The organism is Barnesiella sp. An22, assembly GCF_002159975.1.
GTDB lineage: Bacteria > Bacteroidota > Bacteroidia > Bacteroidales > Barnesiellaceae > Barnesiella > Barnesiella merdigallinarum.
Window position 1 is genome coordinate 61,575 of the sequence record NZ_NFJR01000002.1, and the last position, 16,522, is coordinate 78,096.

Here is a 16,522-nt window from a genome sequence, read left to right on the forward strand (position 1 = left end):
GATGAAAAAATACAGTTGTTATAGAACATGGGGCGCCTGTGTACTGGCTTTTACCCTTTTGGCTGTAGTTGTTGTTGGCTGTTCGGGAGAAGATGATGATTATCCCAAAGGAGATCGTCCGCCAGTCATCGAGTCGGTCAGGAAAGTAGCTTGCATAGGCAACAGTATTACTTACGGAGCTCGACAGTTCTTGAACGACCGGGAAAAAGAGTGTTATCCGGCCTTACTGGGCAATATGCTGGGCGAAAACTTCGAGGTAGGCAACTTTGGCTGTAGCGGTACTACCCTGCTGAAAAACGGGAATCAGCCCTATTGGAACACCAAAGAGTTTACCAATGCAAAAGCCTTTCTCCCCAACATTGTCATTATCAAGTTTGGAACAAACGATTCGCGGTCGATCAACTGGCCCAATCACGGGGCGGAATTTGAGTCCGACTTGACCGATTTCGTGCTCGAGCTTCGCAGCCTGTCTACCCGGCCCAGAGTTTTCCTGTGTACTCCGGCAATTGCATACAGCAATTCGATTGGTGCCGATGACGGGGTGATTACCTCCGAGATTATTCCTGCCATTGAGCGGGTAGCCGAAACTCAAGGTCTCACCGTAATCGATCTGCACACTGCATTGCAAGGACATCAGGACTTATTTCCCGACGGGATTCATCCCGGCATAGAAGGTAACCAGCTAATAGCATCGACCATTTACGATGTATTAGCTCGAGAATATTCTTTAAACAATTGAAAATTAAAATTATGACCAAAAAATTTATATTCATTTTGCTGAGTGTGTGTCTGTGGGGCAGTGTGTCGGCTCAGACTCAACTTAAAATCATGTCGTTCAATATTCATGCGGGGTACGATGCCCCGATGGCCGATATTGCGGCCTTTATCAAGGCTCAAGATCCCGATATCGTGGCTTTGCAAGAGGTCGAGTATTATACCAACCGTTCGGGAGCCAATAAGCCGAGAACAATTAACAACAATATCAATATGCTCAATGAACTGGCTGCTCTTACAGGGTATCAGGGCATGTTCTACGTCACCCTCGAAAGTTGCTACGGAGGAAAATTTGGCAATGCCATTCTGAGCAAGTACAGTTTCGACGAGACCCGTCGTATCATGTTGCCTTGTGCTGCCGGAACCGAACAGCGCTGTGCCGCTATTGCCGATATTACTTTGCCCGATGGAACCGAGGTCTCGATTGTCGACACCCATCTCGACATGTCCAATCTCGATAACGGCATGGCTCAGATTAAAGAGGTGGCCCGTATCCCCCAAATGGGCAAGTGGTATCTCTTGGCTGGTGATATGAACCGCCGTGTGGGTACGGCCGAGATAAATGAACTGTCGAGCGTGTGGACTCTGGCTTTCAGCGAGGGCTTTGACCATATAGGCTATTATCCGTCGAGTGGCTGGGTAGTCAAGGAAACAAAAGTGTTTTCCGACAACACCTTGTCGGACCATTTTCCGATCATGGTCACACTCGAGCTGGCCAAATAACAGGAAACCAAAAGAGTATCATATTGTCTTATTCTCAGTTTAATTTTAATCGTCGTCTAAATTATTTACTATTAAAAACATGGAGTTATGAAACTAAGAAAAATTTACATCGGAGCAGGAATTATATTGCTTCCCTTATTTTGTGTAGGAGAAGCTATGGCCAAAGATGCCAAGTTTGAAACGGCGGCTTCGTATGGTAGTACGGGGGCCGACGAGCCGTACAGCTCGTTGACCGATGCCGACGGCAACTATTATATTTCGGGTATTTGCCGCGGAAATGTGGAGTTTACCAACGGTACGATGGTAAAAGGCCGTGGCGGTATGGACGCTATTCTTGTGAAATATGATGCCGAACTGAATTTCCAGTGGGCTCGAGTAGTCGGTGGTACGAAAGACGATTCGTTTGAGCGCATTGCGGTTACCTCGGGTGGCGACATTGTGGCCGTGGGCAAAATTGCGGGCGACGTAACTATCGATGGCACCGACCAGACCTGGAGTGCTACTCAGTCGACCGATGCCTGCATTGTAGTCTATGGTAAAGACGGAACCTATAAAAACTCGGCCGTGATAAAAGGTACGGGAGCTTCTCTGTGTAACTCGGTTGCTACCGACAGCGAAGGCCTTATCTACGTGACGGGTTCGACCATAGGACAGACCGATTTCGGAAACGGAAAGAGCGTGACTATTGGTGGAACTGATACCGGCACCTTTTTGGCATGCTACAACAGTTCGCTGGAATGCCAGTGGGCTATTGCAGGCTTTGGCCCCAAATATTCTTATGGCTGGGACGTGAAACTGGATAAAGACGAGAATATCCTGCTTACCGGCCGTTTTGGTTCTTCGTTTACCCTCACCGGTACCGATGGGGAGTCTATTACAACCGACATAGGCGGTGAGTCTACCCAGGATACTTATGTGGCCAAACTCTCTCGCGAGGGTGTGGGACAGTGGATTACCCATGTAAAGAACTCCAACCGTATCGATACTCGCTCAATCGATTCCGACTCTCAAGGGAATGTTTATATCTGGGGGCACTGCCAATCGGCTGTTACTCCTGAGGGACAACCGGCTCTCGGGTTCAATGGAAATTTCGATTCGTTCCTGATTAAGTATTCACCTGCGGGAGCCTATCTGGACGGTATGAACCTGGGTGGAAGCGGTCGCGACGAGGCAAAGGCTCTGTTCATCGACAAGAACGACGATGTGTATGTGGCCGGTAATATAAATGGCGATGGTTCCAAAGGCGGAACGGCCGTGAACATGAATCCCCGCGGCGAGTCTAAGGAGTATACTTGCAAAGGCCATGATGGCTACTTTGCTAAATATGACGGTGAAACTTGGGAACTGGTACAACTTGAAAAGACCATTACTCCCGATAACGCCAACCAGCACGAGGTAGCCTGGTGCGTAACCATGTCGCCCGATTGTGATAAAGTATATGTAACGGGGCATCATCGAGACGGTTCTACGGTTTTCGATGGGGTGGACCTCACGCTTCCTTTTGTAGGCGATTATGATGTGTACACGGTGTTGTATTCCTATGTACTGATGGTGAAGACCAAGACTCTCGAAGCAGGAGTCGTTGGTGAGCGCTATTACAGCAATATCGTTGTCGACAATACCGAAGGTGCTGTGTCGTTTGAGATTACCGAGGGTGCACTCCCCGATGGACTTTCGTTGAGCGACGACGGGGCTATCTCGGGAACTCCTACTCGGAACGGTTCGTTCACGTTTACGCTTCAGGTATCGGACGCTGCATCGTCTATCCAGAAGGAGTACACGCTGGTTATCAAGTCGGGTGAAGGCTGCGATGTGTTTATCGTGACCGACCATTGTCCCGATGCCTATATAGGCTATCCCTATTCGCTCCAACTCGAGATAGAGGGCGAGGGTATTACATGTGCGCTTACTGGTGGGGCCTTGCCCGATGGCCTTACCTTGTCGCCCGAAGGACTTATTTCGGGAACTCCTTCCGAGTCGAATGAAGAGGGCATTTACAGCTTTACGGTGAAAGCTACCGGTGCGTCGGGTTGCGACGATGAACTGGAACTGCAAATGATACTTTCCAACGACGATCCCAGTAGCATAGAGGGTATAAGCGCCGATTCATTCCAGTTATATCCCACAGTGGCTTATGGCGAAATAACCATGAAGGCCAGCTTCGGTAAGAGCGTTCGGGCTCAAGTCAACATTGTGACTCCGTTGGGTACCAGCGTATGGAGCAAGGCATTCTATGGCGATGTAATCGACGAGGCTATCTCGACAGTCGATATGCCTGAAGGTGTTTATTATCTGGTATTGTCGACCGACGAAGGTCGATTGACCAAACCTTTTATCGTGAAGAAGTAGTAGTAATTTGGTTTTCTAACGACGGACCCCGGTATCTTCTTTTAGTCCGGGATATCGGGGCCGTCGCTTATTTTTGTAGTGTTAGAACATGAAAAGAAGTGAATTTTTAAGGCTGATGGGAGCAACGACTGTTGCTGCCGCTCTATCCGATTTCAAGGCCATATCGCAGACTGTAGAGTCGTTGAATGGCTCGGCCACAGCCGGTTCGGACGATTTGGCCAAACTGCTTGAATCGGATTTGGAGAGCCAGGAAGCCGTGGTCGACAAGCCGGTAACGGCCATTGTCATTGGGGCTGGTGCCCGTGGTCGCACGTATGCCAGCTACTCCGAGCATTATCCCAAATCGCTCAAGATTGTGGGTGTTGCCGATATAAATCGGGAGCGACAGGAGTATATGAAGAATCTGTACCAGATACCCGATGAAAATTGCTTTGACGATTGGAGTGAAGTGTTCAGTCGGCCAAAGTTTGCCGATGCCGTGATTATCGCAACCCCCGATAACCTGCACTATGCACCGGCTTTGAAAGCGATGGCTGCAGGTTATGATTTGCTATTGGAAAAGCCTGTAGCACAATCGATTAAAGAGTGTACCGATATTTTGAAGTATGCCAAGCGGTACGACCGCATTGTGGGTATTTGCCATGTGTTGCGGTATGCACCCTATTTTATTGCTCTAAAAAAGGTGCTCGACTCGGGGAAGATTGGCGATTTGGTGAGCATACAGCATATGGAGTGTATCCGATTCTATCACATGGCTCATTCTTATGTGCGGGGTAACTGGAAGAGTTCGAAAGATACTACGCCTATTATCATTGCCAAGTCGTGTCATGACATGGATATGATGCGGTGGCTTGTCAACAAGCCCTGCAAGTCGGTTTCGGCTTATGGCGGGTTGAAGTTGTTTAAGCGGGAGAATGCACCCGAGGGGTCTACCGAACGGTGTCTCGACTGCCCGGTAGAATCGGAATGCCCCTACTCCGCAAAAAAAATCTATCTGGAACAGCGTCAGTTCCTGTATGTTTTCGATATACCCGACAATGATTGTCACAACCGGAAATACGACAGCCTCATTTTGGAAAAGTTGAGAACATCGGAGTATGGACAATGCGTCTACCGCTGCAACAACGACCAGTGCGACCATTTCGTAGCTTCTCTCGAGTTCGACGGCAACATAACCGGAGCCTTCTCGATGGAGGCATTCACGGCAACCGGTGGTCGTCTGACCCGCATTATGGGAACAAAAGGATGGATCGAGGGTGATATGAAGAAGTTTACCGTTACCGATTTTCTCACCCGTAAACAACTGGTATGGAATAAGGATATTTCTTCCTTGCCGGGATACGAAGGCCATGCCGGCGGCGATTTCGGTATTGTGAAAGACTTTGTGCTGGCCGTAGCCAATCGCGATGCGTCTTATCTAACCAGTACAATCGACCTCTCTATCGAGAGCCATGTCATGGGATTCTTGGCTGAAAAAAGCCGGGTACTCAAGAAACGGATAGATATGTAACGACAAAACATGTTTTTCTCATACACGTGAAGTAGAGCTCAACCATGAGAATTGAGTTTTCGAAAGATAGATAAGTGATACCAGGCCGGGAACATTGCGACAATGCTCCCGGCCTATTTTTTGAGAGCGTATCGAAACGAGGCAAAATAAAAAAGGCGAAACTCTGCGGGAGCTTCGCCTGATAGATTTTCTGAAGTTGTGGTCCCACTTGGGCTTGAACCAAGGACCCCCTGATTATGAGTCAGATGCTCTAACCAACTGAGCTATAGGACCGGCACGGATATTTCCGTAAGCGAGTGCAAAGATAGCGGTTTTCATAGAAAGCCACAAATATTTTGCCGTTTTTTCTCGAAAATATCGCGACGATAGAGTCCGGGCAGAGTTCAACGACAGATATTGCGGCTGAGTCGAGGATTGCCGACGGCTGCCTATCGTGCAATCGAAGCGGCCAGGGCCTCCCGGCAACAGGCCCGGATGTACTAAATTCTCTTTACAAATACCCGATAGCTGCACAAAATTCACTACTTTTGCATCACTTAACTTGTAGAGCTATGGAGGCTTCATTGACGGGTATTCACAATTTGCTTTTCGACTTGGGCGGGGTGATTATCGACCTCGACCAACAGCAGTGCGTCGATGCGCTGGCGGCGCTGGGCGACACGCAGGCGGCCAACATGCTGGGGCTGTATGGCCAGCAGGGCGAGTTTATGAAACTGGAGGCCGGCGAAATATCGGCGGCCGATTTTCTGGCTTACATGCACCGTCGCATCGGTCGTGACGGGGTGTCGGACCGCGACATCGTCGATGCCATCAACGCGTTTCTCGTAGGTATCCCCGTCGAGCGTCTGCAGTTGTTGCGCCGGTTGCGCAGCCACTACCGGGTGATGATGCTGAGTAACACCAATCCCATCATGTTCGATACGAAGATTGCCGACTGTTTTGCCCAGGAGGGGCTGACGGTGGAGGATTATTTCGACGACATCTACCTCTCTTACCGGCTGAAAGCTTGCAAACCGAATGCCGAGATTTTCGAGAAGGTGATTGCCTCGTCGCACATCGTACCGCAGGAGACGCTCTTCTTCGACGACTCGCAAAAGAACCTCGATGCCGCCGCGGCTCTCGGATTCAAGACTCATCTCGTAACGCCCGACTGCGGCATTATCGACTTTTTCAACTCTCGCCCATGACCACCCGACCGACCGACATAGCTCCGAACCAACCGCTGTTTGCTACGCTGGGCGTATTCGACGGTGTGCACCGCGGCCACCGGGCCGTGATTGCCCGGGTCGAGGCCGAAGCGGCTGCACGTCGACTGGCATCGGCCGTGATTTCGTTTCGCACGCACCCGCAACAGGTGTTGCACCCCGAGGTGCCGTTTCGCCTGCTCACTTCGCCCGACGAACGCGAGGCGTTGCTGCGGCAAACGGGTGTCGACCGCGTGATTTTTCTCGACTTTACCCGCGAGATGTCCATGCTCTCGGCCTTCGACTTCCTTCGGGTGCTGTCGTCGCAGTACCGGGTCAAGGGGCTGATTATCGGCTACGACCATCGATTCGGTCACAATCGGGCCGAGGGATTCGACGACTATGTGAAATATGGCAAGGAGCTGGGGATGGAGATTCTACACGCCGAGGAGCTGGTGACCGACGCCGGGCCGGTGAGCTCGTCGATCATTCGCAAGCTGCTGTTGCAGGGCGACCTGGCCACAGCCAACCACCTGCTGTCATACCCCTATACGCTTCACGGGCATGTGGTGAACGGTTTTCATGTGGGGCGCGAGCTGGGATTCCCCACGGCCAATATCGACATCGACTACCCCGATAAGCTGATTCCGGCAAACGGGGTATATGCCGTGCGGATTGTACGGGCCGACGGACATCGCTACGGCGGCATGCTCAACATCGGCAACCGCCCTACCCTGAACCGCCCCAACGACTACTGTATCGAGGCCAATATCTTCGACTTCGCAGGCAATCTCTATGGCGAGGCTTTAGCGGTGGAGCTGGTGCAGTATATACGCCCCGAACAGACGTTTGCCCACATCGAGGCACTGCAGGCCCAACTGGTAGCCGACGAGGCCGCCATCCGCAAAATTCTGGCCGAATAGGCCCCCTTACAACGATACCTGATAATCCTGTTTGTTCAGTTTGGGATTGCAGCAGACAAACCCCACATTTTTCATGTCGACCGTCACGCGCACCCGCTCGTCCTTGAGGAGCGACTCCCACCACTCTTTCACCGCACTATTCCGGCGAATGCCGTCGATTATCAATATCGAAGGCTTGTCGAGCGCCGGGTCGAGCAACCGGGGCAACGCCCGATACTGAGCCTTGGGCAGACGATTGACCACGATATAGAAACCCTCGTGCTCACCGGCCAGATAATCGGGGAGTGCAATGGCATGAGGTTCCCGCACAAATTCGGCCTGCTCGCCGGCCTCGGCAAAGAGCTGTTCGGCAAAACTGCCAATCTCGGCATTCGGCTCGACTATCGTCAGACGTGCCGAACGCTCGGCCAGCCGCAAATAGAGCGACGAGATGCCCCACGAAGAGCCTATCTCGAGAATGTCGTCGGGCCGGAAGAAGTTGGTCAGCCGAAAAAAGAGACGCCCCCGGCTCTTGGAGATGAGCCGTCGCTGCCGTTTCTGCCGCCGCTGAAGGGCATCAATGACACGAGCACGAGCTATTGCCTCTACATCGTCGTAGGCATAATAACGGGCCTTCTCGCGTATCACCTTCGTGATGAGACGAAAGGCAAAGGGCGAGTGGATACCGAAGCCCCAGGCTTGACGCATGCGGCTCATCGGCGAGGTATACTCCTTCCAGAACTTCTTCTGCATAGACTACGGCTTTTAGGCTTGCGGGACCGATTTACGACGACGCCAATAGACTACCCCCGTGCCCACAAAGCCGGCCAGGATGAGGAAGAGCGACACATAGGCAATGGCTTCGGTCGTATGTACCGAGGGCGGGTCGAACCGGAATATCACTTCGTGTTCGCCGGCCGGCAGATTGACAGCCCGCAACACGTAGTTTACACGCACCATATCGATGGGTTTCCCGTCGACAGTCACCTGCCAGCCCCAAGGGAAATAAATCTCGGAGAAGACCGCTAAACCGCCTTGTTGCGAACGGTAGCGATAGGTGAGCTCGTCGGGCTTGTAGGCAGTCTCGTAGATGGTGTCGCCGGCTGCGGGGGGAACCACCTTGTCGCCAATCTCCCGGGCAAAGCGGCGATCGGCCACTGCCGTGTGCGACGGGTCGAAGTCGGTAATGGCTGCCATCTCGGCATCGGCATTGTCGACCCACTCGACCTCCGATACAAACCAGGCGTTGCCCAGCGCTCCGGGGTTGCGCACGACGGTCTCGCGCCCATCCTCGAGCGGCTGTATGATGTAGCGGGTATTGAGCATGTTCAGTACCACCATGTTGCCATTGACGAGCTGACGGTCTATCAGGTCTTGATAGCGGCGCAATTTGGCGGCGTGGTAGCCGCCGACCGACTTGTGGTAATACGACGTGCGGGGCTCGTTGAAACTGGCTGCCAGCGTCTCGCCGGCCGCCGCATTGAGCACCCGGTAGTTCATGTCCTTGTCTTGCAGGATATAGCGGTCGGCATCGGTCATGGGGAAGGGATTGGTCTTGCGGGCCGGTGTCACGAAGTTGTCGCTGTTGAGATAGCGCTTGTTGACCGGATACATATCGCCTACCAGAATCACCGCCAGGGCCACCATGGCCACGGTAGCACTCACCTTCTTCCGATTGAGCAGCCACAGCACGGCAAAGCCCAGCACCACGATGATGAACGATCGCCAGGCATCGGCCGTGAAGATAGCCTTGCGGGCTTCGGCCACACCGGCAAAGAGTTCGGCATAACCGGGTTGACCGGCGGCTTCGCGCTCATAGTCTTTCAAGAAGGTATCGAAGAGGCCAGGGGCCAGAGCCGCCAGCAGAGCGATACCGGCCACAATGCCGCCGCTCAGGTAGAACCACCGTTTCTCACGCGAGAGTATCGACGGGTCGTCGAATATCTTTTTCAGCGCCAGCACGGCCAGCAGCGGCATGCAGAACTCGGCCACCACCAGGATGCTCGACACCGTACGGAATCGGTTGTACATGGGGAAGTAATCGATAAACCAGTCGGTGAGCCACATCATGTTCTTACCCCACGAGAGCATGACGGTCAGAATCGTCACCACCAGCAAGGCCCACTTGAGCGGCGTGCGCACGATGAAGCAACCCAGCACGAAGAGGAAGAAGATGAGGGCACCCACATAGACCGGTCCCGAGGTAAAGGGCTGGTCGCCCCAGTAACGATCGAGTTGCGACAGGTAGGGACGAATCTCGGGATTGGCCGCCTTCACCGCCCGCTCGCTCTCAGAGAGCGGACCGCTGGCACCACCCTTGCTGTCGGGAATCAGGAGGGTGAGAGTCTCCATCTTGCCGTAGCTCCACTGGGTGATATACTCTTTGTCCAGACCGCTTCCGGCCGGTTTGGCCACCTTGTCGCCATCGGGCGAAGAGAGCTCGGTATGGCCTCCACGCATCGACTCTTTGGAATATTTGTAGGTGTGATACAGATTCGAAGCATTGGCACCCACGGCCAGCACGGCAGCTACCAGCAACACGCCGGTGGCCTTGAAAAAGCGCGGCATGGTGTGCGAGCGGTAGTGCTCCACGCCATAGGCAACGACTACGGCACAGATGACAAAGAGGAAGTAGTAGGACATCTGCACGTGGTTCGACATGATTTGCAACGCGCCGAAGAGTGCCGCCAGGGCTCCACCCAACAGATAGCGCCCCCGATAGGCCAGAATGATGCCGGCAATCGTAGGGGGAATGTAGGCGAGCGTGATGAACTTCCAGATATGGCCCGCCGCAATAATGATAAAGAAGTAGGACGAAAAGGCATAAGCCACCGCACCGAAGGCCGCCAGATACCACCGCACGTTGAGCGTGAGCAGCAGAATATAGAAGCCCAGCATCATGATGAAGACCAGCGACACGGGCGATACCAGCCACAGGTTATAGACGTGCTGCAACCCCTTCAGCGGAGCGTTGCTCGAGTAGGTGGGTGCAATCTGGAAGGTAGGCATACCCGAGAATACCGAGCCGGTCCAGCGAGGCATTTCGCCCGTTTGCTCGGCGTAGGTCTTGGCTTCGTGGCCTATGGCCAACCCCTGCTGGGTATCGTGTTGGAACAGAATCTTGCCTTCGACAACGTCGGGCGAGAAATAGATAAACGACAAGACGACAAACAACAGGACCGGCAAGAGGGCCCAAAGGTTCTTATGACTTTTCATTGTTACGAATCTGTATTTTTTTTGCAAATGTACAAGTTTAACCGTAATTATCACGCTCCCAGGCGAACAAACTGAAACAAAAACCCTCTTTCAGGCAACTTTGCCTTTCGGAGAAAAAATAGGGCCGGGGTTGCACATGCAACCTCGGCCCTATGATGGTCTATTTATCTGCTAACTTATTTTACAAGCGAAGTGATGTCGAATTTGGCAAATTCAAGATCGGTAGCAGCTTGTTGAGCTTTTGCAGAATCCATGCTGATAGCTTTCTTCAGGTTCGAAACAACCATTTGTTCGTTGTTGGTACGAGCACCCAGAACGGCCATCAGGTAGTAAGTATTGGCATTGGGAGTTTCAACACCGGCCAACGTAGCTTTAGCCTTGCTGTAATCTTTTACCAAGATTTGAGCCAGAGCGGCGTTGTTCGATTTAACATCGCCAAATGCTTTTACGGCTGCGTTGTAGTCGCCTTTCTTCATGTAGAATACACCCAGAGCTTCGTTGAGTTCCTCAACACCGGCCGATTTGCCAAAGGCTTGTTCGGCGGCAGCGTAATCGCTGTTCGAGAGAGCGATCAAACCTTGGTTCATAGCCACCTCGGGAGTATTGGGAGCGATGCGGGCAGCCTTGTCGAAGTTAGCTTTGGCAGCAGCGAGGTCGCCTTCTTCGTATTGAACCATACCCAAGTTGTTGTAACCACGGTAGTCGTTCGGATAGATTTCAATCACTTTCGTATAGATGGCAGCTTTCTCTTTGTTGGTCTTAACCAGCGTAGCAGCGTAGAGCAGTTCGTCAACCGAGAGGGCTTTAGCATCTTCTTGAGCCAGTTTCGAGATTTCCTCGTCCGATTTACCGATTACGTTCACCGAAGCCGTGATTCTCGAATAACGCAGTTGCGGGAGGATCTCCTCGGCCAATACTTTGAATACCGACGACATGTTCTTGATTTCACGTTCGCGTTGTTCGGGGTCGGAGTACATCGAAAGTACGTTCAGGATGAGCTCTTTGTCTTGGATGTTCGATTTCGAAACCAGTTCTTGGAAACCTTCCCAGTCTTGAGCCGTAAATTCGGCAGTCATGTCGGCTTCAACTTTGTCTTTCTTCAAGCTCTTCTTCATGTAGTTAACCGTATTCTTCTCACGGTTCTCGGCCAGCGTGGTATTCAGTTTCACACCACCATCAGGCGAAGCGTAAGACGAAATGTTGATGTTGGTCAACTCTTTGTTGGGAGCCTCGGCAGCAGCGTTGATTTCGTTGTGGAGAGCTTTCATCTCTTCCGATTTCAGTTGCTCGGCACGCAGGTTGGCCTGTTGGATGAGGAACATGATGTCGGCCGAGTAGGTCTCTTTGATAATACGTTGGAACTTGTCGGGCGTGATAGCGGGGTTCACCTCTTGAGCGTTGGCGATTTCGGCCGTAGAAACGACACCCTCGGCAACCGTTACACGAGGCAATTCATACGTTTTGTTACCTCTTTGAACTTTGAAAGCCAGTTGCAGTTCCGATTTACGCATCTCGGGAATGTATTTGAAGTTTACAGGCATGGAAACAACACCACCCATTTTGTACGAAATGGCTTGGTCGTTACCTTCTACCTTTTCCCCTTGATAAACAAACGGAGTACCGGCAGTTTCACCCTCGGCGTAAACCAGGTAGGGAGTTACTGTAACTACCGATTTCTTATCGAAATACTTTTCAGGGAAAGTTCCCGTAATGGTTGCAGGAACCTGGCCACCTACTACTTCAAGAGGAGAAGGGGTCACCGTAAAATAATCGGCCGATAACGGCTTCATGTCTTTGTTACACCCTACAAATGCCAATGTCATGAGAAGCATTAGGGGAAGATAGATTTTCTTAATCATAATAATAATTGTTTGGTTACACTTATTTTTGAAATATTTCCTTTCCTATTTTGAAGAACAGAATTAGTGCATTTCATATTTAAAGGCAAAAATAAACAAAAATAGAACACTCTCACTATTTTTATACAAATTTTTTTCTCTAACCCCCTTTATTGGGGGCTTTCCGCTGGTTTCGGGGATGATATTGCAAGATTTCCTGCCGCAGGAACTGCCTGTCGAGGTGGGTATATATCTCGGTGGTGGTGATGCTCTCGTGCCCCAACATCTGTTGAATGGCCCGCAGGTTGGCCCCCCCCTCGAGCAGGTGGGTGGCAAAGGTATGACGCAGCGTGTGGGGGCTCACCTGCTTGCGAATGCCACACCGCTCGCAGGCCCGTTTCACAATATAGTAGACCATCACCCGGGTAAGCTTCGCCCCCCGCCGGTTCAAAAACAGAATATCCTCGCTGCCCCGCTTGATGTCGAGCTCCCGCCGGTCTTCCAGATAGAGGTTTATCTCGCGTATCGCGTTCTGCGAGATGGGAACGAGGCGACGCTTCTCGCCCTTGCCCTCGACAATGATATAACCGTCGGTCAAATAGAGGTCGGAGATACGCAGCCCCACCAGCTCCGACACCCGCAACCCGCAACCATAGAGGGTCTCGATGATGGCTCGGTTGCGACGGTCCTCGGGTTGCGACAGGTCGAACGACTCGACCATACGGTCTACCTCATCGACCGTGAGCACATCGGGCAACTTCACCCCCAGCTTCGGACTCTCGATCAACTCCGAAGGGTCGTTCTCGATGAGCTTCTCCAACTTCAGGAAACCGAAAAACGACTTGATTCCCGAGATGATGCGAGCCTGCGACCGGGCTCCGATGCCCAGGTCTTGCAACGTGCATACAAACCGGTGCAGGTCGTCGCCGGTAACCTGACTCCAATCGAGATTCTCGGTCTGAATAAAATCCACAAGCTTCTCGACATCGCATTGATAGCCCTCTACCGTATTGGTGGAAAGCCCTCGTTCCAACTTCAAATAGCGCCCAAAACGCTTCAACAAATTATCTGCATCGACTTTTGGCATACTCTTTTTATCCGATATATCATTTTTTTCCGTAATTTTGCCTTATCTTAGGGAGAATATCCCGGAGCATCGGCTTTCAGGGCAAAGATAGTGAAAGGCGAGTGCAGAGACAAACCGAAACCCAGTTTCGTGTTTGGGTTATGCCGAGCCGACTCCTATCTTCTGTAAAGATAGTGAAAGGCGAGTGCAGAAAAATCAAACTCGTTTGAGATTTTTTGCCGAGCCGCATCCTGTCTTATCTAAAAGATAGCGAAAGGCGAGTGCAGAGACAACTGAAAACAAAACTTTCAAATTGGACTATGCCGAGCCGTATCCTATCGCATCGAATCTAAATAGACAAAAAGGCCGGAGGGACAATCGGCAGAGAGACTCTCCGTACAAAAAAGATTGTTATTATGGATATACTCATTATCAACGGGCCCAACCTCAACTTGTTGGGCAAACGGGAAAAGAGCATTTACGGGGAAAAAAGTTTCGACGACTTTCTCGGCGAGTTGCAACAGCGCTATGCCGACCACCGCATCGGCTATTTCCAGTCCAATATCGAGGGCGAACTCATCGACAAGATTCAAGAGGCGGGGTTCTCTTGCGACGGCATCGTGCTCAATGCCGGAGCCTACACCCACACCTCCATCGCCTTGAGCGATGCCATACGTGCCGTACCGACCCCCGTGGTCGAGGTACACATCTCCAATATCCACGCCCGCGAGGAGTACCGCCACAAATCCATGATAGCGGCAGCCGTTGCCGGCTCGATTATCGGGTTCGGACTCGACTCGTACCGACTTGCCATCGAGGCTTTGATTGAAAAAAAACGATAAACCCCTTTCACCTATGTCCAAATACACGAAAATAGTAGCGACCATATCCGACTCGCGCTGCGATGTCGACTTCATCAAACAACTCTACGACAACGGCATGAATGTCGTTCGTATGAACTCGGCCCACCTGCAGGAAGAGGGATTCCGCAAAATCATCGACAACGTGCGCGCCGTCTCCAACAAAATAGCCATCCTGATGGATACCAAGGGCCCCGAGGTGCGCACCACCGCACTGGCCGACGGTAACAATCTGTCGTTTGTCACGGGCGACTTCGTGCGCATTACCGGCCGCGAGGGGACCCTCACCGGCCACGGATACATCGGGGTAAGCTACCCCAACTTTGCCCAAGACCTGGAGGTGGGCAGCCACATCCTCATCGACGACGGCGAACTCGAGTTCATCGTACGCGGCAAAGAGAACGACGAACTGCTGTGCGAGTCGCTCAACAACGGCGAACTGGGAGCCCGCAAGAGTGTCAACGTGCCGGGCGTGCGCATCAACCTCCCCTCGCTCACCGAGCGCGACATCCGCAACATCCGCTATGCCATCAAGCAGGAAATCGACTTCATTGCCCACTCGTTCGTGCGCAGCAAACAGGATGTGCTCGACATTCAGGCCATTCTCGACGAGTATAAGAGCCCGATCAAGATTATCGCCAAAATCGAAAACCAAGAGGGTGTGGACAACATCGACGAGATACTCGAGGCCGCATACGGCGTGATGGTAGCCCGCGGCGACTTGGGTATCGAGGTACCCCAGGAGAAGATTCCCGGCATCCAGGCCCGCCTCATCAAGAAGTGCATCCAGGCCAAAAAGCCGGTTATCGTCGCCACCCAGATGCTCCACTCGATGATCAAGAACCCCCGGCCCACCCGTGCCGAGGTAACTGACATAGCCAACGCCATCTACCAGCACACCGACGCCCTCATGCTCAGCGGCGAGACGGCCTACGGCAAATATCCCGTCGAGGCGGTAGCCACCATGGCCCGCGTAGCCGAGGAGGCCGAAAACAACAAGCTCACCGAGAGCAACATCCGGGTCATTTCGTCGGCCGACGAACCCGACGTCACCTCGTTCCTGGCCAAACAGGCGGTAAAGACCTTCAACAAACTGGGTACAAAGGCCATCATCACCGACAGCTATACGGGCCGCACCGCCCGCTATGTGGCTGCCTACCGGGGACGCTACCCGGTGCTGGCTCTCTGCTACTACGAGCGCACCATACGGTTGCTGGCTCTCTCTTACGGCGTATTCCCCCTCTATCAGGAGCGCACCCGCACCTCGCGCGAATACCTGTTCAACGGTCTGAACCACCTCATGGAGCTGCACCTCATCGACCGCGACGACCTCATTGCCTATCTGGGCGGAGGATTCGGCGAAGGAAAAGGCACCACATTCCTCGAGATAAACCGGATAAGCGAAGTGCTCGACAACTTCAACCACTATACCTTGCCCAATATCGAAGACGCCGAAGCATGACCCGCGAACTGGAAGAGTACATATTGACCCACATCGACCCCGAGGACGAACTGCTTGCCGCGCTCGACCGGAATACGCACCTGTATCACCTGCGGCCCCGCATGGTGTCGGGCCACCTGCAAGGGCGCATTCTCAAGATGTTCTGTCGCATGATGCGGCCGCACCGCATCCTCGAGCTGGGCACCTTCACCGGCTACTCGGCCCTCTGCCTGGCCGAGGGGTTGTGCGAAGGGGGCGAAGTGCATACCATCGAAATCGACGACGAAATCGAAGACTTCACCCGCAGCTACTTCGACCGCTCGCCCGTAGGCGACCGCATCAAACTGTACATAGGCGACGCCTGCGAGATTGTCCCCTCCCTTGCCGACACCTACGACCTCGTGTTTATCGACGCCAACAAGCGCGACTATCTGAAGTATTACGAGCTGGTGTTGCCCAAGGTGCGGCCGGGGGGTATCATCCTGGCCGACAATACCCTGTGGGACGGCAAGGTGGTGACCGACCCGCACAGCCGCGACGCCCAAACGGTGGGCATCGAACGCTTCAACGACTTCGTCGCCACCGACAACCGGGTAGAGAAGGTGATTCTGCCCCTGCGCGACGGGCTCACCATTTTGTGGAAAAAACCGTAATGCCAC

At 52.7% G+C, this 16,522-nt stretch carries 13 protein-coding genes and 1 tRNA gene; 9 read left to right on the top strand and 5 right to left on the bottom strand.

What is annotated here, in order from left to right:
* Window position 1: 1 nt before the first annotated feature.
* The 4 genes from B5F38_RS02835 (at window position 2) to B5F38_RS02850 (ending at window position 5,356) form a co-directional block, all read left to right on the top strand.
* Complete coding sequence (locus tag B5F38_RS02835) at window positions 2-739, top strand: GDSL-type esterase/lipase family protein (RefSeq protein ID WP_087407818.1); 738 nt, start codon at window positions 2-4, stop codon at window positions 737-739.
* 11 nt (window positions 740-750) lie between these two features.
* Window positions 751-1,497, top strand: a complete 747-nt coding sequence (locus tag B5F38_RS02840) for an endonuclease/exonuclease/phosphatase family protein (RefSeq protein ID WP_087407819.1) — start codon at window positions 751-753, stop codon at window positions 1,495-1,497.
* An 87-nt stretch (window positions 1,498-1,584) separates the two neighbouring features.
* Window positions 1,585-3,846, top strand: coding sequence for a putative Ig domain-containing protein (locus B5F38_RS02845; RefSeq protein ID WP_087407820.1), 2,262 nt, complete (start codon window positions 1,585-1,587; stop codon window positions 3,844-3,846).
* Between the two features lie 88 nt (window positions 3,847-3,934).
* Window positions 3,935-5,356: a Gfo/Idh/MocA family oxidoreductase gene (locus B5F38_RS02850; protein ID WP_241147794.1), complete on the top strand. Its 1,422-nt coding sequence runs from the start codon at window positions 3,935-3,937 to the stop codon at window positions 5,354-5,356.
* 199 nt (window positions 5,357-5,555) lie between these two features.
* Here B5F38_RS02850 and B5F38_RS02855 read toward each other — a convergent pair.
* Window positions 5,556-5,629 (bottom strand) — tRNA-Ile (locus tag B5F38_RS02855).
* 278 nt (window positions 5,630-5,907) lie between these two features.
* Here B5F38_RS02855 and B5F38_RS02860 point away from each other — a divergent pair.
* Together B5F38_RS02860 and ribF are read left to right on the top strand one after the other, a co-directional pair.
* Window positions 5,908-6,543 (top strand): HAD family phosphatase, encoded by a 636-nt coding sequence (locus B5F38_RS02860; protein WP_087407822.1) that lies wholly within the window; start codon window positions 5,908-5,910, stop codon window positions 6,541-6,543.
* Window positions 6,540-7,463, top strand: a complete 924-nt coding sequence (gene ribF, locus B5F38_RS02865; protein ID WP_087407823.1) for a riboflavin biosynthesis protein RibF — start codon at window positions 6,540-6,542, stop codon at window positions 7,461-7,463. Before B5F38_RS02860 ends, ribF begins: the two co-directional genes overlap by 4 nt.
* A gap of 6 nt (window positions 7,464-7,469) precedes the next feature.
* Here ribF and B5F38_RS02870 read toward each other — a convergent pair whose 3' ends face one another.
* The 4 genes from B5F38_RS02870 to xerD form a co-directional block, all read right to left on the bottom strand.
* Complete coding sequence (locus B5F38_RS02870) at window positions 7,470-8,195, bottom strand: hypothetical protein (RefSeq protein ID WP_087407824.1); 726 nt, start codon at window positions 8,193-8,195, stop codon at window positions 7,470-7,472.
* A 12-nt stretch (window positions 8,196-8,207) separates the two neighbouring features.
* Window positions 8,208-10,658 carry a YfhO family protein gene (locus B5F38_RS02875; protein WP_087407825.1) on the bottom strand — a complete coding sequence of 817 codons (2,451 nt, stop codon included), beginning with the start codon at window positions 10,656-10,658 and terminating at the stop codon, window positions 8,208-8,210.
* 176 nt (window positions 10,659-10,834) lie between these two features.
* Window positions 10,835-12,517, bottom strand: a complete 1,683-nt coding sequence (locus B5F38_RS02880) for a tetratricopeptide repeat protein (protein ID WP_087407826.1) — start codon at window positions 12,515-12,517, stop codon at window positions 10,835-10,837.
* Window positions 12,518-12,656: 139 nt separating this feature from the next.
* On the bottom strand, window positions 12,657-13,583 hold the full coding sequence (gene xerD, locus B5F38_RS02885; protein ID WP_087407827.1) for a site-specific tyrosine recombinase XerD: 927 nt from the start codon (window positions 13,581-13,583) through the stop codon (window positions 12,657-12,659).
* A gap of 395 nt (window positions 13,584-13,978) precedes the next feature.
* Between xerD and aroQ the strand changes: the two genes are divergently transcribed.
* From aroQ to B5F38_RS02900, 3 genes are read left to right on the top strand one after another with little or no spacing between them, the layout of a single operon-like run.
* Complete coding sequence (gene aroQ, locus B5F38_RS02890) at window positions 13,979-14,404, top strand: type II 3-dehydroquinate dehydratase (RefSeq protein WP_087407828.1); 426 nt, start codon at window positions 13,979-13,981, stop codon at window positions 14,402-14,404.
* Between the two features lie 13 nt (window positions 14,405-14,417).
* Window positions 14,418-15,884, top strand: a complete 1,467-nt coding sequence (pyk, locus tag B5F38_RS02895; protein WP_087407829.1) for a pyruvate kinase — start codon at window positions 14,418-14,420, stop codon at window positions 15,882-15,884.
* On the top strand, window positions 15,881-16,516 hold the full coding sequence (locus tag B5F38_RS02900; RefSeq protein ID WP_087407830.1) for an O-methyltransferase: 636 nt from the start codon (window positions 15,881-15,883) through the stop codon (window positions 16,514-16,516). Before pyk ends, B5F38_RS02900 begins: the two co-directional genes overlap by 4 nt.
* Window positions 16,517-16,522 lie beyond the last annotated feature (6 nt).